The sequence below is a fragment of the Pseudomonas sp. ML2-2023-6 genome, from assembly GCF_037055265.1.
GTDB lineage: Bacteria > Pseudomonadota > Gammaproteobacteria > Pseudomonadales > Pseudomonadaceae > Aquipseudomonas > Aquipseudomonas kulmbachensis.
On the sequence record NZ_CP146347.1, the window covers coordinates 2355565 to 2380568 of the forward strand.

Genomic DNA, 25004 nt, shown 5'->3' on the forward strand with positions numbered 1-25004 from the left:
ATCCAATGCGTGTGTGGTTTTTAAGTGCTGCTCTGGCCCTGATGTGCATGGCGCAGACGGCAACGGCGGGAACAATCTTGATCGTTGGCGATAGTATCAGCGCGGCTTTCGGCCTGGATACCCGTCTGGGATGGGTGTCGCTGCTCAAACAGCGGCTTGTGGAGCAAGGATACGACGACAAGGTAGTCAATGCTTCGATCAGTGGCGACACCAGCGCTGGAGGGCTGGCGCGGCTGCCCGCGCTGCTTGCAGAGCATAAACCCGAGGTGGTTATTGTGGAGCTGGGTGGCAATGACGGTCTGCGTGGCCAGTTGCCAGCGCAATTGAAACAAAATCTTGCGGGGATGATTGATGCCTCGCAAAAATCGGGTGCCAAGGTGCTACTGCTGGGGATGCAGTTGCCACCCAATTATGGTGCGCGATATACCCAGGCATTTGCTGCGGTTTATACCGAACTGGGTAAGGAAAAAAACGTCGTGCTGGTGCCATTTTTCCTTGAGGGCGTAGGGGGAAAACCCGAGTTGATGCAAGCCGATGGCATCCACCCGGCGGTCGGAGCGCAGGGGCTTTTGCTGGATAATGTGTGGCCGGCGCTAAAACCCCTGCTTTGATGCTTTTCTAGTGGCAGTGTTTCGGCTAAGGTGGCGCCCCCCCGATTTGGAGCCCCTGATGTCGCGTCCTGCCTGGTCTTTATATGCCTATCAACTGATCGAGCCCGATGAGCAGCTCGATTTGTTCGCCTGCCAGGAGGTACGGGTGCATCTGGTGACGCGTCAACTGGAGCTGGGAGGCACCATTGACCGTACGTTGTGCGGCTCATTGCTGCCAGCACAGCCGCGCTGGTCGGATGTCACGCGCAAGGTCTTTCAAGACCATCGGCTGTGCCCGCTGTGCCGGGCAATTATCGAGTCGCAGCGCCGTGGCACCGAGCCTATCTGGCCAGAGTTGCGCTTCGAGCTGTAGAGTTGCGCTTTGAACTATGATGTTACGTGTTTGACGTCTTAACCGGCCCGCGATCCCTGCGGGCGCGGTGTACACTCCCTTTTTTGTCCCCCGTTGATTATGCGAAGGATGTTCCGGATGTTGTCGCGCCTACCTGCCGTCACCCGCTACCTGTCAGTTGCCGCACTTTGTGTTGCGGGTCCCGCTGTCGCGCTTGAATTCCCGTTGCCACCGCCTGGCGAAGATGTCGTCGGCGAGGTGCAGGTGATCAAGGGCAAGTACGAAGACTCCTTCGCTGATCTGGGCAACAAGTACGAACTGGGTTACTCGGAAATGATCGCTGCCAACCCTGGGATTGATGCCTGGTTGCCGGTCAAGAAGAACCTGGATGGCACCATAGTCGACACCGATATCGTGTTGCCGACCCAGTTCATCCTGCCGCCGGGCAAGCGTGAAGGGATCGTGATCAACCTGGCCGAGTACCGGTTGTACTACTTCCCCAAAGACCAGAATAAGGTTTACACCTTTCCGCTGGGGATTGGCCGTGAAGGCTGGGGTTCGCCCTTAGGTCAGACCAAGGTCACCGCCAAGACGCCTAATCCAACCTGGACCCCACCGGCTTCGATCAAGGCAGAGCACGCCAAAAATGGCGATCCGCTGCCGAACGTGGTGCCTGCCGGCCCTGATAATCCGTTGGGCCCGTTCAAGTTCACGCTTGGCATGCCGGGCTACCTGATCCATGGCTCGAACGCGAAGTTCGGTATTGGCACCGGGACCAGCCATGGCTGTTTCCGCATGCTCAACCAGAACGTTCTTGAAATGTCGCGCATGGTGCCTGTCGGTACGCCGGTAAGAATCATCAACGAGCCGTACAAGATTGGCGTCAGTGGCGGCAAGGTTTTCCTCGAGGTCCATGAGCCCCTGAACGTCAAGGATGGCTCCTTGTTGGCGGTCAGCGACAAGTCCCACTTGACCCCTGAAGACTTGCAGAACAAGTACGCAGGCTTCATCAACTTTCTGCTCAAGCACAAAGACCTGGAAAACAAAGTCCAGATAGACAAGGACAAGGCGTTCCCGGTAGTGGGTGCCGAGACGGGCATACCGGCAGAAATCGGTGTATCCAACTCAGTGGCCGTCGGCCAGTCGCTGGACTACGTGCAGTAAAAACGCACTAAAAAAAGCCGCCGCGGTTATTAACCTCGGCGGCTTTTTATTGCCTGTTTAGTCGCTGGCAGGCAATAAAAAAGCCGACCTAAAAATAGGTCGGCTTGGTAACAATCCCGAAGGACTATTACTTGCGGCTTGCTTTTTCAAGCATGCGCAGAGCGCGCTCGTTAGCTTCATCAGCAGTCTGTTGTGCTTTTTGAGCAGCAGCCAGAGCTTCGTCAGCTTTACGGTAGGCTTCGTCAGCACGAGCCTGGGAGCGAGCTGCTGCATCTTCAGTTGCAGTCAGACGGGCTTCAGTTTCTTTAGATACGCTGCTGCAACCGGTAGCCAGAACTGCGGCCAATGCCAGAGCAGAGAATTTCAGAACGTTGTTCATCGTGTTCCCCTTCAAGGACTTTCTAATTAAAGCTGTTCCTTCAAAGTGAGGAAACAGCCGGCGTACATAGTACCCATTACTTGTAGTAAGTAAAATGACCTAGCGCAAGAACCAAAAAAAATAATTGGAAAGCATTGTTGATGGGCTAGCTTTAACAGATTGTGTTTGTAAAACAGTCAGTTTCAAGTGTTACGCAATGCCATGCCGGTGTTGCCAGTACGTGACTTTAAATGCGCGTCTACGTCATAGCCTCAACCTTCCGAAAAATGTTCAGGGCTTCTTTCGGGTTATCGGGCTGACGAAACGTTTGGGCAGGCTTATTCTGCTGACAACTGCCGATCGCATGAATTGAACATTTGCCTTGAGAGTGGCTACTCTTTGCTCAGTCCTGTCGACCCGTCGCGTGTTGGCAGTGTGGGCGATGGCGTAGTAGTTCCCTCGGCGGAAAAACATCAGTAAGGTAGGGGTCACGGTTCGAGACCCGCGAAGGAGCAATGATGAGCGAGGCGTTGTCTATCCACCATGACCAGGCAGGTCACCAGTTTGAGACCACTGTCGACGGTCATCGTGCTTACCTGACCTACATGGATCTGGGCAAGCAGACTCTGGATATCTATCGCACGTTCGTGCCCAACGCCTTGCGTGGTCGGGGGATTGCGGCAGCGTTGACAGAGCAGGCGCTCGATTACGCCGACAAGATGGGCTATGAGGTGATCCCCTCATGTTCTTATGTTGAGCGCTACATGGAGCGCCACAAGCGCCCTCAAGCCAACACCTGAAAGCAGATTCACAAAAACGCCGGGCACGCCCCGGCGTTTTTGTGTGCGGCTATAACTGCACGGTAATCGCGCTGGTGGGGCGCGTACAACACAGCAGGATGTCGCCATGTTGCGGTGCCTCCAGCGGTTCCTCCAGATACTCCACGGTTCCCTCCTGCAGTCGTACCTGGCAGGTGTTGCACAGCCCCGCCCGGCAGTTGAAGGCGGGCTCAAGGCCTGCCTGCTCGGCCAACTCCAGTAGCGAGTGACAGTTTTCATCCCACACCACCCGAGTACCGGACGGCATAAAGCACACGCTCAGCGTGTCGGCTTCCGGGCGCTGTGCGGTTGGAGGACTGACAGGTGCTGCCAGCGGGCTGACCTCGTCTTCTTCAAGCACGGCAGCTGGGCCAAAGAACTCATAGTGGATACGTTCCCTGGCGACTCCCAGGCTGCGCAACAGGCGCCAGTTCGCTTGCATGAACGGGCGTGGGCCGCACAGGTAGACATCGTAGTCGTCCAGCGGCAGCAACTGTTGCAGGGTCTGGCGGGTAATCAGGCCTTCGCTATGGTAACGACTCCGGTCGTCTGCGCCGGGGGTGCGATAGCAAAAATGCACGTTGATACCCGGGCGCCGGTCGGTCAGGGCCAGGACTTCATCGCGCAGGGCATGTACCGTGCCGTTTTCGCAGGCATGCACAAAATACACGGCGCGGCTCGAGTCGCGGCTCAGGCTGTGGAGCATGCTGACCATCGGCGTCAGGCCAACCCCGCCGCTGAACAACAGCACGGGGCGGGTACTGAGTTCATCCAGCACAAAGGTTCCGGACGGGCCTGCGACTTGCAGCAAGTCGCCCGTCTGTACGCAGTCATGCAGGTGGTTGGAGCCCAGCCCCGGCGGCAGTTGAGGCTGGTCAAGGGGTGCCGGTTCGCGCTTGACCGAAATCCGTACCTGGCCCGGTTTGGCGGCGCAGGCGCTGAAGCTGTAGTTGCGCAGCAACGTGCTGTTGTTTGCCAGAGTCAGGCGCAGGGTGAGGAACTGCCCTGGGCGAAAATCCAGACGGCTGATACCGTCCGCAGGTGCCAGCACGAAGGAGGTGATGATGGCGCTTTCCGGTTGCTTGTCGATCACCCGCCAGGCACTGAACCCCGGTGTTTGCGTACTCATCTCAGGCCTCCACTGCAGGCATCAGCGGGATCAGCTGTTCCGGTTGCTCAAGTGCAATCAAGCGCGCCAGGTTACGCCGAAACCGCAGTGGGCCCGCGTCTGAAGCCAGGTCAATATTGGGGCTGCGCTTGTGGGTCATGCCTTGATGGACTGCGCTGAGCACAATCCGGTCTTCGGCAAACGCGTGGCGTACGTCTTCATCAAACTGACGGGAAATATTCGGGTTGTCCTGATCGAAATTGCGCACCTGAAACCAGTAATAGCGCGTGTTCGATTCGTCGATGGGGGTCATGAAGTTATAGGAGTTCATCAGGAACACCTGCTCATGCAGCTCGCCATCATCGCTACCGGTGCCCGCGGGGGTGAAGATGGCCTTGATAATGGCCTGCGCGGGGTAGTGGACTTCGTAGTGTTGCTTGCGATCGCAGTTGCCGCTGAATTTGACGAACTTGGCATAGAAGGGCGCAACTTCAACGTCACGCATCCAGCGCGAAACGATTACGCCGACATCGCTGACCCGGGTTTGCAGCGGCTCCTGGGCGCAGGCGGCGTTGCCAAAAGATGACTGATGGACCCACGCTACATGGGACGGATCAAGCAGGTTGTCGGTCATGTACAGGTAGTTGCACGGGATAAGCATGCTGTCGCCACGGTTGAGTCCCCAGGCCGGATCGTCCCATTCGGGTACCTGGCAAATCTTGTCGGCATCGGCCAGTTCGGCATCGCCCATCCAGATCCAGATCAGGCCGTAGCGCACTTGCAGCGGATAGCTGCGCACTTTTGCGCCCTTGGGGACATGGCTGCTGCCGGGGGCCTTGACGCAACTGCCGGAGCAGTCGAAGGTCAGGCCGTGATAGCCGCATTCGATGTCATCGCCCTTGCGTCGGCCCAACGACAGCGGCAACTTGCGGTGCGGGCAGGCATCCTCCAGGGCAACCGGGGTGCCATCGCCCTTGCGATACAGCACCACGGACTCGTTGAGCAACTTGACGGCAAGCAACTCCTCACCCAACTCGGTTTCACTGGCTGCGACGTACCACGCGTTGCGCATAAACATGCGGTCTCTCCTTATTATTCTGGTATGTGCCCTGTGCGAGGACGAGACCAGAATAAGAGGGAGCGCTTGAGTAAGAATAGATGGGTAAATCTGTTGTTTTGTTTAGATTTGCTTAACTGATGACGTTGATCGAGTACACCCCTGTAGATACTCTGTTCCAGATCAAGCCCCAATGGGAGCGAGCCTGCTCGCGAATGATCTTCGCGAGCAGGCTCGCTCCCACGCTTGAAGTATCTCTGCGGCAGCGGCTACAGGATTTATGGTGTAGCTGACTTGGTCAGCTCTTCCAGCGCCCGCTCCCAGATCTGCCGCGTACGCACCCAGACCAGCTCTTGCCAGTCAGGGTCGGCCGGGAAGAATTGCTCCAGCAGTTTGAGTTTGATCTGTCGCGCCTCGGGGCTGAACAGGTCGCCGTGCAAATGCAGCCACTGATCGTCGCGCAACACCGTATGAATCTGCTCGCCGGGGTAGGTGCCGCACTCGATCACAAACGGCATCAGTTGCACTTGGGGCAGGGCATCAATGATTGCCTGCGAGGTGTAACCGGTGGCGGTGGCGGCCACCCCCGTGTCGCTGTGGCTACCAGCACCGGTCATCAAGGTGTACAGCCACGGACCGAACAGACGCTGGGCATCTTTCAGTGCCGGGTAAGGGGCCTGGGCGATGGTCATCAGCATCGGATGGCCGTACTCACCGGCCCCGGTGTGCAGGTCGAAGCACATGACGCTGCTGGCGTGCCCCAGATGCTCCTGCAGAATGCGGTGCAGCGTCCGGTTCGACCAACTGGCAGCGTTACCGCCGTAAAACAGCCCATCGGGATGGCGATACTGGCCCGCTTCGACAATCGACATCACCGCCGACCAGCCTTCACGTTGCACCCGCTCATTGAGCAGGGCATCCGCCTGCTCGCGGTGCGGGCCGCGCAGTTGGTCGCAGGTATAGATCGCGTGCAGTGCTTCGTAAGGCTGGTTGTCGGGCGCTGCCTGATTGAAGTCCAGGTAGTTGCGATTGAGGTCGATATTGTCTTCGTTAACCCGGCGCATCCAGGCCGTGCCCCACGGGTTGATCAAGTGAATCATCAACACCGCGACATCCTCGGGCAGGCTGCGCTCGCGCAAGTCGTCCAGCCATTGACGCTGACAGTCCGAGCCGTAATAGCCTTCCACGCCGTGGGTGCCGCTCAGGGCTACCAGCAGGTGTTTGGCCTGGGGGTTGCCGATCAGCGCGACGTCGGTGCTCAGTGCCTCGCCAAATGGGCCGCGTAGTGGATGGGGATACTCATGAAGTTGCGCGCCAGCTTCGTTGGCCGCAGCCAGAAATTGTTCCCGCTGGTGGGCAAAACTGCGGTCTGAAGGGAAACCTGTGGTCATGCCTTTCTCCTGTTGAACTGCCTGCTCACTTCAAGCGCCCGGAAAGAAACTGGGTCAAACGCTCACTCTTGGGATTGACCAGCACTTCGCCCGGCGGTCCTTGTTCTTCCACCAGTCCTTGATGCAGAAACATCACATGGTTGGAGACATTGCGCGCAAAACCCATTTCATGGGTCACGACCACCATGGTGCGGCCCTCTTCAGCCAGGGCCTGCATCACCTTGAGTACTTCACCGACCAGCTCCGGGTCCAGGGCCGATGTGGGCTCATCGAACAGCATCACTTCCGGTTCCATCGCCAGAGCCCGGGCAATGGCGACCCGCTGCTGTTGTCCGCCGGAAAGATGGGACGGGTACTTGTTTTCGACTTCCGGTGCCAGGCCCACTTTGTGCAAATACTGGCGCGCCCGCTCGATGGCTTCCTTGCGCTTGATGCCCAGCACATGCACCGGGGCTTCGATGATGTTTTCCAGTACGGTCATGTGTTGCCACAGATTGAAATGCTGAAACACCATGGCCAGCTTGGTGCGGATTTTTTGCAGCTGGCGTGGATCAGCCACACACAAGGCTCCGTTCAGATCCTGTTTGGTACGGATCGGCTCATCGTTGACCGTGATGCTGCCGGCGCAGGGCTGTTCCAGAAAGTTGATGCAACGCAGGAAGGTGCTTTTGCCCGAGCCACTTGAGCCAATAATGCTGATCACGTCACCGGCCTTGGCCTGGAGCGACACGCCCTTGAGGACTTCGTGATTGCCATACTTCTTGTGCAAGCCCTCGATACTGAGTTTGTACATGCTCGATGTTCTCCAAATGACGCCGGTTTAATGGGCCTGCGGTTGCAAGAAGGCTAGCCAGCGGTTTTCGCAGCGGCGAAACACCCAGACCAGGGTAAAGACCATCACCGCGTACAACACGGCGGCCAGGCCAAAGGCTTCAAACGAGGAGTAGGTGGCCGAGTTCACATCGCGAGCGACCTTCAACAGATCCGGCACCGTGGCGGTAAAGGCCAGGGTGGTGGAGTGCAGCATCAGGATCACTTCGTTGCTGTAGAACGGCAGCGAGCGGCGCAGCGCCGAGGGCAGAATGATGCGTCGGTACAGAGTGAATTCAGACATGCCGTAGGCACGCCCGGCTTCAATTTCGCCATAGGGCGTGGCTCGAATGGCTCCGGCAAAAATCTCCGTGGTGTAGGCACAAGTGTTGAGCGCAAACGCCAGCAGGGTGCAGTTGATGCCTTCGCGAAAGAACGCGTCCAACGCCGGCTGGTCACGCACTATCTGCAAGCTGTAGATCCCGGTGTAGAGAATCAGCAGTTGGATGTACAAGGGCGTGCCGCGAAACACGTAAGTGTAGAACCACACCGGGATGCGCAGCAGCGGGTTGCGCGACACCCGTGCGACAGCCAATGGCACGGCCAGAGTGCCACCGATGGCAATCGAAGCAACCAGTAGCCACAAGGTCATGGCCACGCCCGACAGCTGATAACCATCGAACCACAGGTAGGACTTCCAATATTCCTGGATGATTTCGTTCACAGTTGGGCACCTCTGACGCCGACCGAATAGCGACGCTCAAGCCACATCAATACGCCGTTGGACACGGTGGTCAGAGCCAGATAAATCAGCCCGCCGATCACGCTGAAAAAGAACAGGTCCATCGAGTTTTTACCGGCATCCTGGGTGACTTTGACGATGTCGATCAAACCGATGATCGACACCAGCGCCGTCGCTTTGATCAGTACTTGCCAGTTATTGCCGATGCCCGGCAGCGCGAAACGCATCATTTGCGGGAACAGCACGCGGATGAATACCTGACGCCGGTTCATGCCGTATGCCACGGCTGCTTCGAGCTGGCCGGCAGGCACGGCCTGAAAGGCTCCGCGAAAGGTTTCGGTGAAATAGGCCCCGTAAATAAAACCCAGAGTCAGCACCCCGGCGGCAAACGGGTTGATGTCGATCTGATCGACTTGCAGCCATTCGGTGAAGTTGTTCAGCCAGATTTGCAGGCTGAAAAACAGCAGCAGCATGATCACCAGATCCGGCACGCTACGGATCAGCGTGGTGTAGCCCGCTGCCAGATTGCGCAAGGTCCGTTGTTTCGACAGCTTGGCCGACGCGCCGATCAGGCCCAGTGTTACGGCCAGCAGCATCGACAGCAGTGCCAATTGGATGGTTGCCAGCGTCCCTTCGACAATCAGTGAGCCATAGCCCTGTAAAAGCATGTTCTGTCGCTCCAGAGGCAACGACGGCCCGCAGGCCGGTTGCGCGAAAGTGCAATACAAGGCGCCGGACCACCTGCATGCAGGCTATCCGGCACCGTTCAGACGCGGGCTTCAGTTATAGATATCGAAGGTGAAGTATTTTTTCTGGATGGTGTCGTAGGTGCCGTCCTTGTGCATGGCTGCCAGTGCCCGGTTGATGGCTTCGAGCAATACCGGGTCATCCTTGCGCAGGCCGATGGCGATGCCTTCGCCGAGGATCTCGGTGTTGGTCACCGCGTCACCGGCGAACGAGAAACCGGTGTTCTTGCTGGTCTGCAAGAAGCCGATATCCGCCACGGCAGCATCGGTCAGGCTGGCATCAATACGACCACTGATCAGATCGGGGTACAGCAGGTCCTGGTTGGGGTAGGTGACCATGATCACCCCCTGCGGCGCCCAAATGGCTTTGACGTAAGCTTCCTGAGTGGTGCCCTGGGCGACGCCGACACGCTTGCCTTTGAGCGACTCGGGGGTCGGCAGCAGGCCGCTGTCTTTCTTCGCGATCAAGCGGTTGGGAGAGTTGTAGAGGCGATCCGAGAATGCGACGTTCTTTTTGCGCTGCTCGTTAACGGTCATGGCTGATAACACCGCGTCGAACTTCTTCGCGCGCAAGGCCGGGATACTGCTGTCAAACGGGGTCTCTACCCATTTGCACTTGACCTTGAGTTCGGCGCAGATGGCGTTGCCCAGATCAATATCAAAGCCCACCAGTTCACCCTTTTCGTTTTTGGACTCGAAGGGCGCGAAAGTGGGGTCAACACCGAAGCGAATCTCGCTCAGATCCTTGGCCAGAATGCCGGTAGATGCCAGTGCCAAGACGGTTGCGAGGACAAGTTTTTTCATTGTTATTTTCCTTTGTCAGACGGATTCAGCGTTATGACCGATCTACATATACGATGCGCATTGACCGTACCTGTATATACATGACGAGCAAATTACAGGCCAATTCGGTGGGATGGCGTGCCAGAGCGGTTCTCTGGCCTGGTACGGGCCACTAACGCGCGGGCTGTGCCAGCCAGTAGGGTGTGCCGTTACGTAGAGTTACATCTGTGTGGGAATTTTCCTCGCTGTGCGGCGCAGGGGCTCTTCAGAATACGAGGCTTTTATTTTTCTAAAAGAGGGTGAAAGCTGTGGCTTTCTATAGCTCAGCTAAAGTATCGACCCGCTGAATTGCCTCTGGAGATGTGGATGAACAGCTTGCCTTCCCTGCGTGCCTTGCAGGTTTTTGAAGCCGTTGGACGCTTTGGCGGGATTGTGGAGGCGGCCAGGCGCCTGGGGATTTCGGCCGGGGCTGTCAGTCAGCAGATGAAACTGCTGGAGGACACCCTGGGTTTGAGCCTGACCCACAAAGTCGGCAAGCGCATCCGCCTGACCGTTGCCGGGCAGCGTTATCACGAGAGTTGTGCCGCTGCTTTTGAAAGTTTGCGCATTGCCCAGACCGAAGTCGAGCGCTCGAAAAATGCCAGCAACCTGCGCATCAGCGCGTTGCCGTCGCTGCTTTCGGAGTGGTTGGCGCCGCATATTTATGCCTGGCAGGCCGAGCACCCCCAGCTCAATGTGTTTCTTGATGGCAGCCATGCCGAGCCGTCGCCTGACGGCTATGACATCGACTTTCGCTTCACCTACGGCGATTACGTGGCGAGTGAGAACGCCATTGAGCTATACCGCGATTGCGTGGTGCCGGTGCTGAGCCCGCAGCTGTTGCGCACCGAGGCGCCGCTCAACAGCCCGCAGGACTTGCTGGCCTATCCCTTGCTGTCGATTGACTGGTTGCCCAAGTTTGCTTCACCACCGTCGTGGCGCGACTGGTTCAAGGCCCAGCAGGTTGACTGCGAAGGGTTGCGCGACGGTTATCGGGTTTATTCATTGTCGGCCATGGCAATCCATGCCGCTCAAGCGGGGCAGGGTGTGGTGTTGGCGCAATACTCGATGGTGGCTGATGCCCTGGCGCAGGGGCGCTTGGTCATGCCGTTCCCTTACGGCTTGCCCTTGCCTTCAGCGTATTTTCTGGTGGGCGCCAAGGGCGCTTTTGACAACGCGCATTGCCGCGATTTTCATCGCTGGATGGTGGCGCGTGGGCGGGAGCAGATGGTGGCAAGCCAGCGTTTGCTGGGCTCAGACTGACCTGTAGCCGCTGCCGCAGGCTGCGAGAAGGTCCGAAGGACCTTCGCCGTTGAAGGCAGGACAGCTAGGCTGCCCATCGCAGCCTGCGGTAGCGGCTACAAGTTGAGGAGTATCAGCACTACAGATCAGGTGTGTTAGCCGCGATCACGTTTTGGCAGCACATCCTTGAGCTTGGCATGCATGCTGCGCAAGGTGCTTTCGGTGGCCGCCCAATCGATGCAGGCATCGGTAATCGACACGCCGTATTGCAGGTCTTCGAGGTTTTTCGGGATTGCCTGGCAGCCCCAATTCAAGTGACTTTCGACCATCAGGCCGATAATCGACTGGTTGCCCTCGACGATCTGGTTAGCCACGTTTTCCATGACCAGCGGTTGCAGCGCCGGGTCTTTGTTGGAGTTGGCGTGGCTGCAGTCGACCATGATATTCGGACGGATTTTTGCCTTGTTCAGCGCTTGCTCACAGAGCGCGACGCTGACCGAATCATAGTTGGGCTTGCCGTTGCCGCCGCGCAATACCACGTGGCCGTAGGCGTTGCCCTTGGTGGTGACGATCGACACGCCGCCTTCCTGGTTGATCCCCAGGAAGCGATGCGGGCTGGAAACCGACTGCAGGGCGTTGATCGCCACGGTCAGACCGCCATCGGTGCCGTTCTTGAAACCTACCGAGGAAGACAGACCGGAAGCCATTTCGCGGTGGGTCTGCGATTCGGTGGTACGGGCGCCAATCGCCGACCAGCTGATCAGGTCCTGCAAGTACTGCGGGGAAATCGGATCAAGGGCTTCAGTGGCCGTTGGCAGGCCCATTTCAGCCAGATCCAGCAGCAGTTTGCGGCCAATGTGCAGACCGTCTTCGATCTTGAAGGAGTCGTCCAGGTACGGATCGTTGATCAGGCCTTTCCAGCCCACGGTGGTCCGTGGCTTTTCGAAATAAACGCGCATCACCAGGTACAGCGTGTCGCTGACTTCTGCGGCGAGCACTTTAAGGCGCTCGGCATACTCGTGGGCAGCCTTGATATCGTGGATCGAGCAAGGCCCGATAACAACGAACAGTCGATGGTCGGTGCCATCCAGGATGTTGCGAATCACCTCACGGCCTTTGGTCACGGTCTGCAGAGCCGTTTCACGCAAAGGCATTTCGCGCTTGAGCTGTTCAGGTGTGATCAGGGTTTCGTTGGAGGCAACGTTTAGGTCGTCGATCGGTAAATCAGCCATCGTGTTACTCGTCAGGTCACGGGTGCCGGCCGCCAGCGATCCCCGTGCGGCGGAGCACTGCTTGGTTGATCGCATCGGGGAGCCGAACCTTAACGCGTTAACCGGTTATTCGACAATGGGCAAGCACAGCTTTAATCCAGCACTGCCTGCGCCATTGCGTGATCGAGGGTCGCCTGGGAGAACTCCGCAGCGTGGTGACTGACCCATTCCAGGGCCAGGGCCTCCAGGTCTTGCGGGCATGGATTTTGTTGGCGCTGGAGGCGTGAGTAGTGCTCGATCTGGCAAATCTGTTCGCCCATGCGCGCGCCAAACAGGGTTTGTTCGTCGATCAGGGCAATCCCGACGCGGTAACCCTGCAGGTGTTTCTCGCACCAGGCGATATAGCCTGGGTAATGTGCGTTTTCCCCCAGGGTGGGCATGTACAGGTCGACCGCAGTGCCGCGTCGCCAGCCTCTATCGCTATTGCATGACACGCCGCCGAGGCTGATAGAGTGCAGCTTCTGACGCGAAAGTGAAGGTTGTTTGCGCAGCGTTATCTCAACGGGAACATCATCTGGGTGAGGTAAAAAACGACCCATGAACACTGACTCCAAGTGCCATCAATTTAATATTGTCTTATGAGTATAGTGAGCGAAATGGAACTGACCGACTTTGATGCCGATCAGCAGCTGCTGGCGCTGCCCGGGACCTCGCTGGTGATTTTTACCAGCGCTGGTTGTTCGGCCTGTCGCACTGCTCGGCGCATGCTGCCAGAGATGCAGTTGCCCATTGACCGGCTGTGCTGGATCGATGCCAGTGACAACGGGGGCCTGGTCGAGCGCTATGAAATTTTCCATTTGCCAACCCTGTTTGTGGTGCGCGACGGGGCGTTTTACGGTGAGCTCAAGTCCCGTTTGAGTGAAGGCGAATTGGCGCACCATATTCGACTCGCCTTGATGCTTGAGCCTGACGAGTTACCTTGATCCGATATTTGTACTCGCTTGAAAACCTGTGGAGGCGATATGAGCAAAGGCTTAAAAGGCAAGCTGGTGCTGGCCATCTCTTCTCGGGCCCTGTTCGACTTGAGTGATAGCCATCAGGTGTACTTGACCCAAGGGATCGAGGCATACCGCCAGTACCAGATCGAACATGAAGATGAAGTACTTGCCCCGGGGGATGCCTTCGCGCTGGTCAAGAAGCTCCTTAGTTTCAACGCCAGCCTTGGGCGCGAGCGGGTCGAGGTGGTGCTGGTGTCGCGCAACAGTGCCGATACCGGGTTGCGGGTGTTCAATTCGATCCAGCATTACGGCCTGAATATTTCCCGGGCAGCGTTTTCCGGTGGGCGCAATCCGCATCCATATCTCAATGCATTTGGCTGTGATCTCTTTTTATCGACCCATGCCGATGATGTGCGCAGCGCATTGAATGCCGGGTTTGCGGCGGCGACCATTTTGTCGGGTGGCGCGTTGCGTGCCGAGAGCAACGAATTACGGATTGCCTTCGACGGTGATGCGGTGCTGTTTTCCGATGAGTCAGAGCGCGTGTTTCAGACCGGTGGCCTTGAGGCGTTTCAGTCCCTTGAGCGCGAGTCCGCGCGCAACCCGTTGCGTGGCGGGCCGTTCAAAGGTTTTTTGGAGGCGCTTAACCTGCTGCAACGCGAGTTTCCTGATGATGCATGCCCGATTCGTACCGCGCTGGTCACCGCACGTTCGGCGCCAGCCCATGAGCGGGTGATACGCACGTTGCGTGATTGGGATATTCGCCTGGACGAGTCGCTGTTTCTCGGCGGGCTGGATAAATCGGCCTTTCTGGAAGCCTTTGCAGCGGACGTGTTTTTCGACGATCAGGCCGGTCATTGTGAAAGGGCGCGTCAGGTTGTCGCTACCGGTCATGTGCCCCACGGCATCAGCAATGAATCCGCGGACTCAACGCCCGAGTAGCCGCGTGGGCAAGTTATTGCGCGGATCATCGTACTTGTCCGTGCGCTGCTAAGCTGAATCAATCTCGTCCATTAAAGCTGTCGAGGGGGTCGTATGATTCGCTCAATTCTGTACGCCACTGATCTCGGTATTTACTCGCCGGTAGTGATGCAGCATGCGTTGGGGTTGGCCAGCAGTTTCGGCGCAGATCTGTATGTAGTGCATGTGGTTGAGCCCATGGGGCTGTTTGCCGAGTCGGTATTAGAAAGCTACCTCGATGAGCAGGCGTTGAGCGAGCTGCATCAGCAGGGCATGGACACCATGCTTTCAAATATAGAGCTGCGGGTTTTTGCAAGTATTCGCGAGGAGTTGGCAGGGGGGGAGCGGGAACTGGCCCTGATTCGATCGGTCAAGGTTATTCAGGGCGAGCCTTCGCAGGTCATTCTGGAGCAGTCGCGCAAACTGTTGGTTGATCTGCTGGTTCTGGGCAGTCATGCCCAGTCAACGGGGGGCGAATCGCATTTGGGGCGTACGGCAGCCCGGATTATCGATCTGGTACAGATCCCGGTGTATCTGGTGCCGCTGATGCAGCGTCGGCGCAGTACTGTTGTGTAAGGCTGATGAATCGATAAAAACGATAAAAAGTTCTAGATTTCTTATTCCAACCTTCCATATAGTTATATACCGCCGCCGATACCCTTGGCGTCTATCAGCTTTGAGGGATGCATATGAAGCTTCAACAATTGCGCTACATCTGGGAAGTGGCGCACCACGACCTCAACGTTTCGGCCACCGCGCAGAGTCTTTACACCTCACAGCCGGGTATCAGCAAACAGATCCGCCTGCTTGAAGATGAGCTGGGGGTCGAGGTCTTTGCCCGTAGTGGTAAACACCTGACCCGAGTGACACCGGCAGGCGAGCGCATTATCACCACCGCTGGCGAGATCCTGCGCAAGGTCGAAAGCATCAAGCAGATCGCCCAGGAATTTTCCAACGAGAAAAAAGGCACGCTGTCGATTGCCACCACCCACACCCAGGCGCGTTATGCCTTGCCGCCGGTGATCAGTAATTTCATCAAGCAATACCCGGATGTTGCGTTGCACATGCACCAGGGTTCGCCGATGCAAATTGCCGAAATGGCCGCCGATGGTACGGTCGATTTTGCGATTGCCACCGAGGCCCTGGAGCTGTTCGGTGATCTGGTGATGATGCCGTGCTACCGCTGGAATCGCTGTGTTGTGGTGCCACAAGGTCACCCACTGACCAAATTGCCGAAGCTGACCCTTGAAGCGCTGGCTGAATACCCGATCGTGACCTATGTGTTCGGCTTTACCGGTCGCTCCAAACTCGACGAAGCCTTCAGTCACCGCGGCCTGACCCCTAAAGTGGTGTTTACCGCTGCTGACGCCGACGTGATCAAAACCTATGTGCGTTTGGGTCTGGGTGTTGGCATCGTGGCCAAAATGGCCGTGGACACCAAACTCGACAACGACCTGGTGGTACTGGACGCGAGCGAACTGTTCGAGTCGAGCATCACCAAGATCGGTTTCCGCCGTGGCACCTTCCTGCGTGGGTTTATGTGCGACTTTATCGAAAAGTTCGCTCCGCACCTCACCCGTGAAGTCATGGCCAAGGCCATTGCGTGCCACAACAAACAGGAACTGGAAGACCTGTTCGAAGGCGTTGAACTGCCGGTGCATTAAGTGCGCCATTCTGGACTGTAGCCGCTACCGCAGGCTGCGATAAGGTCCGCAGGACCTTTAAGAATCAGGGCCGCTGCGCTGCCCATCGCAGCCTGCGGCAGCGGCTATATGTGTTTGCGGTTACTGCTCGGCATTACGCGTATGCCGATACGCGCTCACCGCGTCATACACCGCTTTGCGCAAACGGTTGATCCCGCCTATCGGCCGATGCTCTTCAATCCCGTGCCACGGGCTGAACGACAGGTTGTCACACGTCAGATTCTGACTTGGGGTGTCGAAGTCTTGAGGGGCAATCTTGACTCGTGCCACGGTCTCGAAGGGCGCGTCAGACTCTTTCCACTCGATACTGGTGTCTTCGATCGGCATAAAGCGATTGGCGTTCTGACGCTGGATTTGCAGCACAAAACAGGCCGGTACTCGGTCCGTGGACAGTTGCTGGTTCAAGGCGTTGCGCAAAAAGTTGGGCAGCGCCTCGTTCTGCTTGGGCAAGTTATACGCCGGGCAACTGTCGGGGTCAGGGGCTACCCGGTATTTGGCATTGGCCGTGCCGAACTTGTAAGGCGATACCGAAAAGTAGGTGGTTTGAGTTGGGCTGGCCGGAGCCGGTGCCAATGTGGCCAGGGCAATAAACAAATGACGGACTTGCCAACTGCGCGGGTCCCATGACGGGAAGAACGCTGCGATCTTTTTGCCATCGGCCTGGGCCGCGATGTTCTGACGATATTCGGCAACATCGCTGACAAAGAAGTTGGGGTGGTTGAACATCACAAAGTCCTGTTCGTGACGGCCTTGCTGGCTCGGCAACAGTTGAGCCCCCGGCACGTCGAGCAACTTGATCGCCATGCCACGGGCATCGCGGATGCTGTCGAATTGCGGGTAAGCGTTGCCATTGGACAGGCGCATCACGGCTTGCCAGGTTTTGCCTGGGGTGGCAAACACGCCTTCGCGCAAAGTCGGGTCCAGGTCATCCAGCACCTGGACTTGCGCCTTGACGCAGCCATGAGCCTTGGCGTGAGCATCGCGCAGATAGCGGGTGTTCTCGCGATGCTGGTCGACGATCCTGATCGCTGTCTGGAGGGTGTCCTGGGTCATGGCGGCTTCACCCGCCGGTATCTGCTCCTGAGCCGAGACCGGCCCGCGATGCTGCCAGGTGTACCAGCCTGTAGCAAGCGCCCAGCCGAGTAACCCCAGGGCAATCAGCAGCAACAGCAACTTGCCCAGCCATTTGCCGAGTCGAAGCCAGAAAGTGGTCAGCATGCAAACATCCTTTTAGCGAAAGCTTCGGTGTGTTGAAGGCGCTTCATTGGTTGGGCAACTGTTGCTCAAGAGGACCGCCGAGCACTTTCAAGTACTCCAGCAGCGCCCAGCGTTCTTCGGGTTGCAGCAGGCGGCCGATCACCCCATTGCCACGAGGACCGGAGCGGAACTCGTGACCGCTGTTGTGATTGCCGCTGATGCGGGTGTCGAGTACAAAACCGCCGTCAAAGGCCTCTGTGCGGTAGCCCAAATGGCGCGGGTCGTACTCAAAGCTGCCGCGATAGAAGGTAGCGTCGCGCTCGGACTGTGGTGACAGCAGTTGGTACACCGTAGGTACCGAACCGTTGTGCAGGAAGGGTGCCGTGGCCCAGATCCCGTCGAGCGGCCGAGCCTTGTAGGCACGCAACTCCATGACGCCAATTGGCAGGCCAAAGCCATTGAGGCGATCCTGCTCTTCAGGGCCGATGTTGGCGTCGTGGTAGGCACGCTTTTCAACAAAGGCGGTTACGTAGGCCAAACCCTTGGCTACCGACAGTTTGCTCATGTCCAGAGGCGCGTCGGTTTTGGGGAACAAATCCACATTCATTCCGGCCAGTTCGGCGGGGTCCCATTGCAATGCGCTCAGGTCGTAACGGTTGTCGGCGATGTTATTCGCGGTATTGGGATCGGTGCCAATCACCTCGACCGGCAGCATTTTGAGTTGCTTGACCCATCGCCCGTTTTCTTCAACCACAGGCGGCACGTGACACCCGGCGCAATTTTCGCTGAATAGCGCGCGACCTTTGGCGGCCAGAGGGCGATCGACCGGGCCGAACAGGTCTTCGGGCCAGACCGGGGGCTTGAGTTTTTGCAGGGTCTCTTCGATCAGGTGCAGGTCATTGACCCGGACACTCGACGGATAACGAGCATCGCCTTGCAGTGGCTGACCATGGGGATCGAAAAAGTTCAGGGTGGCGCCAACGCCAAGCGCTTCGCCAATGTTGCGTGCCATCGGCTGCTTGGCCGAGCCGGTCCACTGCACCCAGTCAAACGTCCACATATCCCACAGGTGTGGATAGTCTACCGGAGCGTTGGCCACACGGTAGTTGGCGGGGGAAATTGCATCGCCGAAGCTGGCGTTGGCAATACGCCCAAATGCATCGGTGCGGCCAGGGCCTTCTAGCGTCGGATAGAGGCCGCGATGGGTATCGTTCCAGGCCACACTCAGGAAGTTGTCCAGCGACGCCTTGAAGTCCTTGCGCAGCTGCTGGTGTTGCGCATCGTATTGATCGCCCAGCACCGTGCGGGCGAAACGCTCGAATTTCCACGGGTTGTAATAAGTCGCTGCAAGGCTGGCTACCAGCGCCTGGCCAAAACTGCCGCCGCGCAAGGTAGGTACGCTGGATGGCAGCACGTGCTGTGCCGGGGCGCCGTCAATGCGCAGTGCCTGGCCTTTGAACCGCAACTCGCCGGTGTGACAGGCTGCGCAGGTGATATCCAGGTACTCCACGGTGCTGCCAGGGTTCTGGTGACGAGTAAAACCCACTGGCAAATTGGCCGGGTTGGCGGCACTGGCCTGTTGCTGGGGGGCAACCAGAAAGCCAAAGCGCGCCAAATACTCGGGCGCTGCGAAAGGCTGCTTTGAAAAAGGCAGCTCCAGGGCGCTGAACCAGTCGTAATGCAGGCCTTTAACCTGTGTGCCCTGAGGGGTGTAGTAATAAGTTTGACGGTCAGCAGGGCTCCACTGGTCAAGATAGTGCAGTTGCTGCGGGGGTTGGTAGGCAGGCAGCTTCGGGTTGGCAATGAAGTAAATCACCAGGCCAATTCCCAGGGCCAATGCCACCAGCAACCCCAGCAAAACACGGTAAAACAGACGCACAATAACGCTCCTTGTAAGAATATTTACAGCCTTATGCCTCAGGTGTGGCCTGGCATCAAGCAATCATGGGGTGGCACTGTCAGGTTTGGCAGGTTCTCAGATGTGTAAATAAAAGTTGCGGCTATTATGAATTCTTCCGAGAACACCGTTCCGGCGGTGAACTTATCCATGATTTGTCTCTCTTAACCCGGTAGCCATTGGTCGCGGCCGCCTGATAAGCTCGCGGCTTTATTCGATTGCCCATTTGGCGCATGAACAAGGAAATAGCATGAAACAGCATCGGTTGGCGGCAGCTGTGGCCCTGGTAAGTCTGGTACTGGCGGGTTGTGATTCGCAGACCAGCGTAGAGCTGAAAACCCCTGCGCAAAAAGCCTCGTACGGCATCGGCCTGAACATGGGCAAAAGCCTGGCTCAGGAAGGCATGGATGACCTTGATTCCAAGGCTGTAGCCCAGGGCATCGAAGATGCCGTCGGCAAGAAAGAGCAAAAGCTCAAGGACGATGAACTGATCGAAGCGTTCGCAGCACTGCAAAAGCGTGCGGAAGAGCGTCTGACCAAAATGAGTGAAGAAGCCTCTACTGCAGGCAAAAAATTCCTCGAAGAAAATGCCAAGAAAGCTGGTGTTGTCACTACCGCTTCTGGCTTGCAGTACGAAGTAATCAAGAAAGCCGATGGTCCTCAGCCTAAAGCTACCGACGTGGTGACTGTTCACTACGAAGGCAAACTGATTGATGGCAAGGTGTTCGACAGCTCGGTAGAGCGTGGTAGCCCGATTGATCTGCCGGTTAGCGGTGTAATCCCTGGTTGGGTTGAAGGCCTGCAACTGATGCACGTTGGCGAGAAGTACAAGCTGTACATCCCAAGCGAACTGGCTTACGGCGCACAAAGCCCAAGCCCGTCGATCCCGGCCAATTCGGTACTGGTATTCGACCTGGAACTGCTGGGCATCAAAGATCCTGCCAAAGCAGAGCAAGACGCTGCCCAATAAGCAGTTTTTTGTACGCACAACGCCCCGTCTCGACGGGGCGTTGTCGTATCTGTAGTCCGAGTCGAATTTTTGTAAGTTCTGTCCTACAAAACTCAAAATGTCCCATAAGTTCCCTTGGCTAGTGGTTGCTGACTGCCAAGTCAATGAATTTATGGGTTTTTTTATGTGTGTAAAAAACGCCCGATCTGACTACAAGCCTTATGGGACGGGCCTTTCAGCCATGAAAAACAGCTCTGTTCACAAGGTTATCCACAATTTGTGTGGATAACATTTGCCGATCAACGTGCTGTTTTGGGGCGTTTTCCACTAATCGCCTATTTGAGATCAAAAACTCCCGAGCCCTTGGTAGCTGTTAGGATTAGGCTTATAGGGAAAGTTCCGACTCGAGCTATATAAAAGTCTGACGGGGTTTAGTAATGGATCTTCAAATTATCAAGCGCAATGGCGAGCCCGAATACGCAGTTCTCTCATGGGAAAGCTATCAGGCTCTGCTCAAGGCTGCAGGTATCAAGGAGCCGGCACCAGCACCAGCACCGGATGTGCAGCCGGCAGTTCCCGAGCAGGTTCTGCTCGGGCTCGATCAATTGCGCGTTCTGCGCGAGAACAAGGGCCTGGCCCTTGAGGCGCTGGCGCGCACAGTAGGCATCAGTGCGTCGTATCTGGGAATGATCGAATCCGGGGAGCGTCTTCCGGATCTCGCTATTCGTCGCAGCTTGGCCTGGGAACTGGGTATCGCAGGTTGGAGGGAAGCATCATGAGCGTTCGCATCAGTCGGCAACACTGGGACGGGTTGTTGGCTGAGCTCGATCAGGCGCGTCGACAGCGCCATTTGCTGACGTACCGTGCGTTGTTGGAGCGGTTGCAATTGCCGAGCCCGGCCATGTTGACCTTGACCGCAGCACTTGAGCATCTGGCGGCAATGGATGCCAAGGCCGATCAACCATTGCGCAGTTCGCTGGTGATCAGCCAGGGCGCAAGCCGCCTGCCACGTACCGGTTTTTTTGAATGCGCAGAGCGACTTGGACGCTTTCCCGGCCCGCCGGATGGCATTGCTGCCGCGTCGTGGCATGCCTCTGAGGTCGTACGGGTGTTTGAGTACGCTTACGAGCACGAGGAAGCTTGAGTGCTCTGGCGATTTAAAGCGCGCTTGAGCTACTGGCTGGCGCGCAAGTTGTTTCACTGGTCCTGGTGTGTCCGCCAACCGCGTATCTGGCGCTGGATGGAAGGACAGTTCTCGCGCATGGCCAACCTGGGGGATGCCCGCGCCCAAAGCTTCTATGGGCATATCCTAGCCTTTCGCGGTCAAGGATTGGGGGCAAAGGAGGAGGGCGTGCGTTTGTTGCGCCTGGCAGCGCTGAGCGGCGATGCGAAGGCCGCATACCAAGTGGGTGTTTTCTGCCTGGCAGGTTCGCTCGGCAAAGCGCCTGATGCAGTCGAGGCTGCACGCTGGTGGACGATGGCGGTAAAAGCCGGGCACCCGTTGGCAGCACATAAGCTGGAGATGTTGAATGAGCAGGGTGGTTCGCGATAGCAGGCCGACCCGTAACTGCCCTGGCATTACCCATCGCCAATAAAAAGGGCGGGCGCATTACGCGGCCCGCCCTTTTTTACATCGGCTGGAATTACTTCTTGGCAACCTGCGAGCTGAGCTTGAGGTAGTCCAGCAGAATCCGCCCGGTTTCACTCAGGTAGGCGTCATCTTCCGGTTTGGTCTTTTCAGGTTCGACCGGCAATGCATCTTCGTCTTCTTTCTTCATTTCCTTGAGCGGTGCTTCGCCTTTGGCCTGACGACGGGCGTTTTCCATCACCAACTGCTTGGCGTCGATGTCGGCGTGTTGTGCGCGACGTTCCGCTTCGTTGAGGCTGACGGTTTTCTCGGTCATCAGTTTTTCGGCGAGGGCCAACTTGTCGCGGATAAAGATGAACTCGGCATCTTTGGCAACTCGTGCGTCATGCTCGGCTTTCAACTGATTGATGAAAGGCTTGAACGGATCGACAGCAGGCTTGATGGCAGGACGGATGGTGTCCCACGGCATGGCTTCAGGCAGTGCGCTCTCGCCGATTTCCTTGGTGTCGATGATCGACGGGAAAGCGACATCGGGCAGTACGCCCTGATGCTGGGTGCTCTGACCGGATACTCGGTAGAACTTGGCCAGGGTCAGTTTCAGTTCGCCATGATTCAGCGGCTGGATAGTTTGCACCGTCCCTTTGCCGAAGGTCTGGCCGCCAATGATCAGCGCACGATGGTAATCCTGCATGGCACCGGCAAAAATCTCCGAGGCTGAAGCCGACAGGCGATTGACCAGCAACGCCATCGGGCCTTTGTAGAACGCGCCCGGGTTTTCGTCTTCAAGAACGTCGACCTTACCGTCTGCGTTACGCACCAGAACGGTTGGGCCCTTGTCGATAAACAGGCTGGTCAGTTCGGTGGCTTCCTGCAACGAACCGCCGCCGTTGTTGCGCAGGTCGATGATCACGCCATCGACTTTTTCTTTCTGCAACTCGGTCAGCAGTTTTTTGACGTCGCGGGTGGTGCTCTTGTAGTTCGGGTCGCCTGCACGGAACGCTTTGAAGTCCAGGTAGAACGCCGGGATTTCAATCACGCCGAGCTTGTAGTCCTTGCCATCCTGTTTCAGGTTGAGAATAGACTTTTTCGCGGCCTGCTCTTCAAGCTTCACCGCTTCGCGGGTGATGGACACGATCTTGCTGGTCTGGTCGTTAGGCGCGTTGCTCGCTGGAATCACTTCCAGGCGCACCACAGAGCCTTTAGGGCCACGAATCAGTTTGACCACTTCGTCCAGACGCCAGCCGATTACGTCGACCATCTCTTTATCGCCTTGGGCGACACCGATGATCTTGTCCGCCGGAGCGACCTGTTTGGTCTTGTCGGCCGGGCCTGCGGGCACCAGACGGACAATTTTCACCTGGTCGTTATCGCTCTGCAACACGGCACCAATGCCTTCCAGCGACAGGCTCATGTTGATGTCGAAGTTTTCCGCGTTATCTGGCGACAGATAGTTGGTGTGCGGATCGTAAGACATGGCGAAGGTGTTGATGTACGCCTGGAAGATATCTTCGCTGCGGGTCTGATCGAGGCGCGCCAGTTGATTCTTGTAGCGCTTGGTCAGCAGTTCCTGAATTTTCGCAGGCTCCTTGCCGGCAATCTTCAGACGCAGGACTTCGTCCTTGATGCGTTTGCGCCACAGATCATTGAGCTCGGCTTCGGACTTGAGCCATGGAGCTTCCTTGCGGTCGATCTCCAGGCTTTCCTTGGCTTTAAAGTCCAACGAATCAACACCTTTGTTCAACTCGGCAAGGGCGAAGTCCAGACGCGACTTGACGCGATCCAGATAGCGCTTGTAGATGATGAAACCGGGGTTGAGGTCGCCGCTTTTGAGGAAGTCGTCAAACTTGTACTTCCACTTGTCAAATTCGGCAATGTCGCTTGCCAGAAAGTAACTGCGCGAAGGGTCCAGCAGCTTCAAGTAGCTGTCATAGATGATCGCCGAGCGGGCGTCATCCAGTGGCGGCTTGCTGTAATGATGGCGCTTGAGCAGCTCAACAACGTTAAGACTGGCAATTACCTCATCACGATCGGGCTGAAGGTTATCCCAACTGTTAGCGGCAAACGTATTGGCCGAAAACGGCAAAACGCCTAAGCCAATGAATAGGGCAAGTGCGGTGCTAGGGAATAAATGCTTCATGCTGATTCGACGCGGGGGCAATTGATAACGCATATTAGGCCGTCTTTGAAGTCGCCGGTTCCATCAAGGACCGGTCGCATAATGCAAAAAGCCCGGTGCTATAGCGCCGGGCTCAGTCCAGACTCACTATGGAGGCACTGTGAAAGCATTGCAAGGCGTTGAAGGTCAAGTGACATGGGTTGAGGAGCCAAGCCCTACCTGTGATGTAGGACAAATTCGGATTCGAGTAGCGGCTGCGGGTCTCAATCGGGCCGACTTGTTACAGAGCGCTGGCTTGTATCCGCCGCCGCCGGGTGCCAGTCAGATGTTGGGGTTGGAGTGCTCCGGAGTGGTCAGCGAAGTGGGCCCGGGTTCCTCCTGGCAGCTTGGCGACCGGGTTTGCGCGCTGTTGGCGGGCGGTGGCATGGCGCAAGAGGTGGTGGTCGATGGCCGTCACGCTTTGCCGGTGCCGGAAGGCTTGTCGTTGATTGAAGCCGCGGCCTTGCCTGAGGTTTACAGCACGGCTTGGCTCAACCTGTTTCAACTGGCGGGTCTCAAACCAGGTGAAAAAGTGCTGTTGCACGCGGGTGCAAGTGGTGTTGGTTCAGCGGCCATTCAGCTGTGCAAGGCCTTTGGCAGCCCGTGCTGGGTGACCGTAGGTTCGGCTGACCGGCTGGCTTACTGCCAGGTGCTGGGCGCTCAAGGTGGAGTGGTGCGCACCGATGGGCTGGACGATCTAAAGGCCTTGGGTCCTTTTGATGTAGTGCTCGACCCGGTGGGCGCCAACTATGCCGAATCCAACCTCAAGTTGCTGGCACAGGACGGGCGTTGGGTGTTGATCGGTTTGATGGGCGGTCGCAAGGCCGAGCTGGATCTGGCGTTGGTACTGGGCAAGCGTATCCAGTTACTGGGCTCGACCTTGCGCAGCCGCAGCGACCAGTTCAAGGCTGACCTGCTCAGTGATCTGGGGCAGCAGGTATGGCCGTTGTTCACCGAAGGCCGCTTGAGCCCGCAACTGGCTAAAACCTTCCCGATTGAAGAGGCCCAGGCGGCGTTTGCCGAACTGGCCAGTAATCAGGTGTCGGGCAAGCTGGTGCTGGTGATTGACGCGAGTCTGGTGTAGCTATTTGAAGCGTACGCACATCGTTTAGATACTCTGTTCCAGGTCAAGCCCCAGTGGGAGCG

At 57.3% G+C, this 25004-nt stretch carries 27 protein-coding genes; 14 read left to right on the forward strand and 13 right to left on the reverse strand.

Annotated features, from left to right (window positions below):
* Window positions 1–5: 5 nt before the first annotated feature.
* The 3 genes from V6L79_RS10995 (at window position 6) to V6L79_RS11005 (ending at window position 2106) form a co-directional block, all read left to right on the forward strand.
* Window positions 6–611: an arylesterase gene (locus V6L79_RS10995; protein WP_261741523.1), complete on the forward strand. Its 606-nt coding sequence runs from the start codon at window positions 6–8 to the stop codon at window positions 609–611.
* 58 nt (window positions 612–669) lie between these two features.
* Complete coding sequence (locus tag V6L79_RS11000) at window positions 670–963, forward strand: hypothetical protein (protein WP_003446817.1); 294 nt, start codon at window positions 670–672, stop codon at window positions 961–963.
* A 117-nt stretch (window positions 964–1080) separates the two neighbouring features.
* Window positions 1081–2106 carry a L,D-transpeptidase family protein gene (locus V6L79_RS11005; RefSeq protein WP_261741524.1) on the forward strand — a complete coding sequence of 342 codons (1026 nt, stop codon included), beginning with the start codon at window positions 1081–1083 and terminating at the stop codon, window positions 2104–2106.
* A 127-nt stretch (window positions 2107–2233) separates the two neighbouring features.
* Here the strand turns inward: V6L79_RS11005 and oprI are convergent, their stop codons facing one another.
* Window positions 2234–2485 (reverse strand): outer membrane lipoprotei OprI, encoded by a 252-nt coding sequence (oprI, locus tag V6L79_RS11010; RefSeq protein ID WP_003172710.1) that lies wholly within the window; start codon window positions 2483–2485, stop codon window positions 2234–2236.
* Between the two features lie 497 nt (window positions 2486–2982).
* Here oprI and V6L79_RS11015 point away from each other — a divergent pair, with 497 nt between their 5' ends.
* A complete protein-coding gene (locus tag V6L79_RS11015; RefSeq protein WP_019827604.1) occupies window positions 2983–3264 on the forward strand; it encodes a GNAT family N-acetyltransferase in 282 nt (93 codons plus the stop codon).
* A gap of 49 nt (window positions 3265–3313) precedes the next feature.
* Here the strand turns inward: V6L79_RS11015 and V6L79_RS11020 are convergent, their stop codons facing one another.
* The 7 genes from V6L79_RS11020 to V6L79_RS11050 form a co-directional block, all read right to left on the reverse strand.
* A complete protein-coding gene (locus V6L79_RS11020; protein WP_338580226.1) occupies window positions 3314–4411 on the reverse strand; it encodes an FAD-binding oxidoreductase in 1098 nt (365 codons plus the stop codon).
* A 1-nt stretch (window position 4412) separates the two neighbouring features.
* On the reverse strand, window positions 4413–5468 hold the full coding sequence (locus V6L79_RS11025; protein WP_338580227.1) for an aromatic ring-hydroxylating dioxygenase subunit alpha: 1056 nt from the start codon (window positions 5466–5468) through the stop codon (window positions 4413–4415).
* Between the two features lie 257 nt (window positions 5469–5725).
* Window positions 5726–6838: a DUF2817 domain-containing protein gene (locus V6L79_RS11030; protein ID WP_338580228.1), complete on the reverse strand. Its 1113-nt coding sequence runs from the start codon at window positions 6836–6838 to the stop codon at window positions 5726–5728.
* A gap of 25 nt (window positions 6839–6863) precedes the next feature.
* Window positions 6864–7631 (reverse strand): ABC transporter ATP-binding protein, encoded by a 768-nt coding sequence (locus V6L79_RS11035; protein WP_261741528.1) that lies wholly within the window; start codon window positions 7629–7631, stop codon window positions 6864–6866.
* 27 nt (window positions 7632–7658) lie between these two features.
* A complete protein-coding gene (locus V6L79_RS11040) occupies window positions 7659–8372 on the reverse strand; it encodes an ABC transporter permease (protein ID WP_261741529.1) in 714 nt (237 codons plus the stop codon).
* The gene (locus V6L79_RS11045) at window positions 8369–9058 is read right to left on the reverse strand and encodes an ABC transporter permease (RefSeq protein ID WP_261741530.1); all 690 of its coding nucleotides are present in this window, start codon (window positions 9056–9058) and stop codon (window positions 8369–8371) included. The genes V6L79_RS11040 and V6L79_RS11045 overlap by 4 nt, the downstream gene beginning before the upstream one ends.
* A gap of 111 nt (window positions 9059–9169) precedes the next feature.
* Complete coding sequence (locus V6L79_RS11050) at window positions 9170–9940, reverse strand: ABC transporter substrate-binding protein (protein WP_261741531.1); 771 nt, start codon at window positions 9938–9940, stop codon at window positions 9170–9172.
* A gap of 345 nt (window positions 9941–10285) precedes the next feature.
* On the opposite strand from V6L79_RS11050, the gene V6L79_RS11055 reads away from it, so the two are divergent.
* Window positions 10286–11221: a LysR substrate-binding domain-containing protein gene (locus tag V6L79_RS11055; RefSeq protein WP_261741532.1), complete on the forward strand. Its 936-nt coding sequence runs from the start codon at window positions 10286–10288 to the stop codon at window positions 11219–11221.
* Between the two features lie 134 nt (window positions 11222–11355).
* Here V6L79_RS11055 and V6L79_RS11060 read toward each other — a convergent pair whose 3' ends face one another.
* Both V6L79_RS11060 and V6L79_RS11065 read right to left on the reverse strand, forming a co-directional pair.
* Window positions 11356–12432: a 3-deoxy-7-phosphoheptulonate synthase gene (locus tag V6L79_RS11060; protein WP_261741533.1), complete on the reverse strand. Its 1077-nt coding sequence runs from the start codon at window positions 12430–12432 to the stop codon at window positions 11356–11358.
* 131 nt (window positions 12433–12563) lie between these two features.
* The gene (locus V6L79_RS11065; protein ID WP_261741534.1) at window positions 12564–13010 is read right to left on the reverse strand and encodes a PilZ domain-containing protein; all 447 of its coding nucleotides are present in this window, start codon (window positions 13008–13010) and stop codon (window positions 12564–12566) included.
* Window positions 13011–13067: 57 nt separating this feature from the next.
* On the opposite strand from V6L79_RS11065, the gene V6L79_RS11070 reads away from it, so the two are divergent.
* The 4 genes from V6L79_RS11070 to cysB all read left to right on the forward strand — a co-directional run bounded on the left by V6L79_RS11070 (window position 13068) and on the right by cysB (window position 16033).
* A complete protein-coding gene (locus V6L79_RS11070; protein ID WP_261741535.1) occupies window positions 13068–13394 on the forward strand; it encodes a co-chaperone YbbN in 327 nt (108 codons plus the stop codon).
* 39 nt (window positions 13395–13433) lie between these two features.
* Entirely contained in the window at window positions 13434–14351 is a 918-nt protein-coding gene (locus tag V6L79_RS11075) for a 5'-nucleotidase (RefSeq protein ID WP_261741536.1), read from the forward strand.
* A 93-nt stretch (window positions 14352–14444) separates the two neighbouring features.
* Window positions 14445–14945 (forward strand): universal stress protein, encoded by a 501-nt coding sequence (locus V6L79_RS11080; RefSeq protein WP_338580229.1) that lies wholly within the window; start codon window positions 14445–14447, stop codon window positions 14943–14945.
* A gap of 113 nt (window positions 14946–15058) precedes the next feature.
* Window positions 15059–16033 (forward strand): HTH-type transcriptional regulator CysB, encoded by a 975-nt coding sequence (gene cysB, locus V6L79_RS11085; RefSeq protein WP_019410733.1) that lies wholly within the window; start codon window positions 15059–15061, stop codon window positions 16031–16033.
* A 120-nt stretch (window positions 16034–16153) separates the two neighbouring features.
* Here cysB and V6L79_RS11090 read toward each other — a convergent pair whose 3' ends face one another.
* Window positions 16154–17290 (reverse strand): catalase family protein, encoded by a 1137-nt coding sequence (locus V6L79_RS11090; protein ID WP_338580230.1) that lies wholly within the window; start codon window positions 17288–17290, stop codon window positions 16154–16156.
* Window positions 17291–17333: 43 nt separating this feature from the next.
* Window positions 17334–19148 carry a di-heme-cytochrome C peroxidase gene (locus tag V6L79_RS11095; RefSeq protein WP_261741539.1) on the reverse strand — a complete coding sequence of 605 codons (1815 nt, stop codon included), beginning with the start codon at window positions 19146–19148 and terminating at the stop codon, window positions 17334–17336.
* 268 nt (window positions 19149–19416) lie between these two features.
* Here V6L79_RS11095 and V6L79_RS11100 point away from each other — a divergent pair, with 268 nt between their 5' ends.
* The 4 genes from V6L79_RS11100 (at window position 19417) to V6L79_RS11115 (ending at window position 21667) form a co-directional block, all read left to right on the forward strand.
* A complete protein-coding gene (locus V6L79_RS11100; RefSeq protein WP_261741540.1) occupies window positions 19417–20136 on the forward strand; it encodes an FKBP-type peptidyl-prolyl cis-trans isomerase in 720 nt (239 codons plus the stop codon).
* Window positions 20137–20552: 416 nt separating this feature from the next.
* A complete protein-coding gene (locus V6L79_RS11105; protein ID WP_261741541.1) occupies window positions 20553–20894 on the forward strand; it encodes a helix-turn-helix transcriptional regulator in 342 nt (113 codons plus the stop codon).
* Window positions 20891–21259: a hypothetical protein gene (locus V6L79_RS11110; protein WP_338580231.1), complete on the forward strand. Its 369-nt coding sequence runs from the start codon at window positions 20891–20893 to the stop codon at window positions 21257–21259. The genes V6L79_RS11105 and V6L79_RS11110 overlap by 4 nt, the downstream gene beginning before the upstream one ends.
* Window positions 21260–21667 carry a sel1 repeat family protein gene (locus V6L79_RS11115; RefSeq protein ID WP_338580232.1) on the forward strand — a complete coding sequence of 136 codons (408 nt, stop codon included), beginning with the start codon at window positions 21260–21262 and terminating at the stop codon, window positions 21665–21667. It begins immediately after the preceding gene.
* Window positions 21668–21758: 91 nt separating this feature from the next.
* Here V6L79_RS11115 and V6L79_RS11120 read toward each other — a convergent pair whose 3' ends face one another.
* Window positions 21759–23840, reverse strand: a complete 2082-nt coding sequence (locus tag V6L79_RS11120) for a carboxy terminal-processing peptidase (protein WP_261741544.1) — start codon at window positions 23838–23840, stop codon at window positions 21759–21761.
* Window positions 23841–23979: 139 nt separating this feature from the next.
* On the opposite strand from V6L79_RS11120, the gene V6L79_RS11125 reads away from it, so the two are divergent.
* Entirely contained in the window at window positions 23980–24942 is a 963-nt protein-coding gene (locus V6L79_RS11125) for a zinc-binding dehydrogenase (RefSeq protein ID WP_338580233.1), read from the forward strand.
* Window positions 24943–25004 lie beyond the last annotated feature (62 nt).

Coding starts and splice junctions, on each gene's coding strand:
- V6L79_RS11000 (WP_003446817.1), top strand. CDS start 670: ATGTCGCGTCCTGCCTGGTCTTTATATGCCTATCAACTGATCGAGCCC.
- V6L79_RS11015 (WP_019827604.1), top strand. CDS start 2,983: ATGAGCGAGGCGTTGTCTATCCACCATGACCAGGCAGGTCACCAGTTT.
- V6L79_RS11080 (WP_338580229.1), top strand. CDS start 14,445: ATGATTCGCTCAATTCTGTACGCCACTGATCTCGGTATTTACTCGCCG.
- V6L79_RS11120 (WP_261741544.1), bottom strand. CDS start 23,840: ATGAAGCATTTATTCCCTAGCACCGCACTTGCCCTATTCATTGGCTTA.
- V6L79_RS11070 (WP_261741535.1), top strand. CDS start 13,068: ATGGAACTGACCGACTTTGATGCCGATCAGCAGCTGCTGGCGCTGCCC.
- V6L79_RS11020 (WP_338580226.1), bottom strand. CDS start 4,411: ATGAGTACGCAAACACCGGGGTTCAGTGCCTGGCGGGTGATCGACAAG.
- V6L79_RS11045 (WP_261741530.1), bottom strand. CDS start 9,058: ATGCTTTTACAGGGCTATGGCTCACTGATTGTCGAAGGGACGCTGGCA.
- cysB (WP_019410733.1), top strand. CDS start 15,059: ATGAAGCTTCAACAATTGCGCTACATCTGGGAAGTGGCGCACCACGAC.
- V6L79_RS11025 (WP_338580227.1), bottom strand. CDS start 5,468: ATGTTTATGCGCAACGCGTGGTACGTCGCAGCCAGTGAAACCGAGTTG.
- V6L79_RS11035 (WP_261741528.1), bottom strand. CDS start 7,631: ATGTACAAACTCAGTATCGAGGGCTTGCACAAGAAGTATGGCAATCAC.
- V6L79_RS11075 (WP_261741536.1), top strand. CDS start 13,434: ATGAGCAAAGGCTTAAAAGGCAAGCTGGTGCTGGCCATCTCTTCTCGG.
- V6L79_RS11065 (WP_261741534.1), bottom strand. CDS start 13,010: ATGGGTCGTTTTTTACCTCACCCAGATGATGTTCCCGTTGAGATAACG.
- V6L79_RS11030 (WP_338580228.1), bottom strand. CDS start 6,838: ATGACCACAGGTTTCCCTTCAGACCGCAGTTTTGCCCACCAGCGGGAA.
- oprI (WP_003172710.1), bottom strand. CDS start 2,485: ATGAACAACGTTCTGAAATTCTCTGCTCTGGCATTGGCCGCAGTTCTG.
- V6L79_RS11060 (WP_261741533.1), bottom strand. CDS start 12,432: ATGGCTGATTTACCGATCGACGACCTAAACGTTGCCTCCAACGAAACC.
- V6L79_RS11105 (WP_261741541.1), top strand. CDS start 20,553: ATGGATCTTCAAATTATCAAGCGCAATGGCGAGCCCGAATACGCAGTT.
- V6L79_RS11100 (WP_261741540.1), top strand. CDS start 19,417: ATGAAACAGCATCGGTTGGCGGCAGCTGTGGCCCTGGTAAGTCTGGTA.
- V6L79_RS10995 (WP_261741523.1), top strand. CDS start 6: ATGCGTGTGTGGTTTTTAAGTGCTGCTCTGGCCCTGATGTGCATGGCG.
- V6L79_RS11005 (WP_261741524.1), top strand. CDS start 1,081: ATGTTGTCGCGCCTACCTGCCGTCACCCGCTACCTGTCAGTTGCCGCA.
- V6L79_RS11055 (WP_261741532.1), top strand. CDS start 10,286: ATGAACAGCTTGCCTTCCCTGCGTGCCTTGCAGGTTTTTGAAGCCGTT.
- V6L79_RS11110 (WP_338580231.1), top strand. CDS start 20,891: ATGAGCGTTCGCATCAGTCGGCAACACTGGGACGGGTTGTTGGCTGAG.
- V6L79_RS11050 (WP_261741531.1), bottom strand. CDS start 9,940: ATGAAAAAACTTGTCCTCGCAACCGTCTTGGCACTGGCATCTACCGGC.
- V6L79_RS11090 (WP_338580230.1), bottom strand. CDS start 17,290: ATGCTGACCACTTTCTGGCTTCGACTCGGCAAATGGCTGGGCAAGTTG.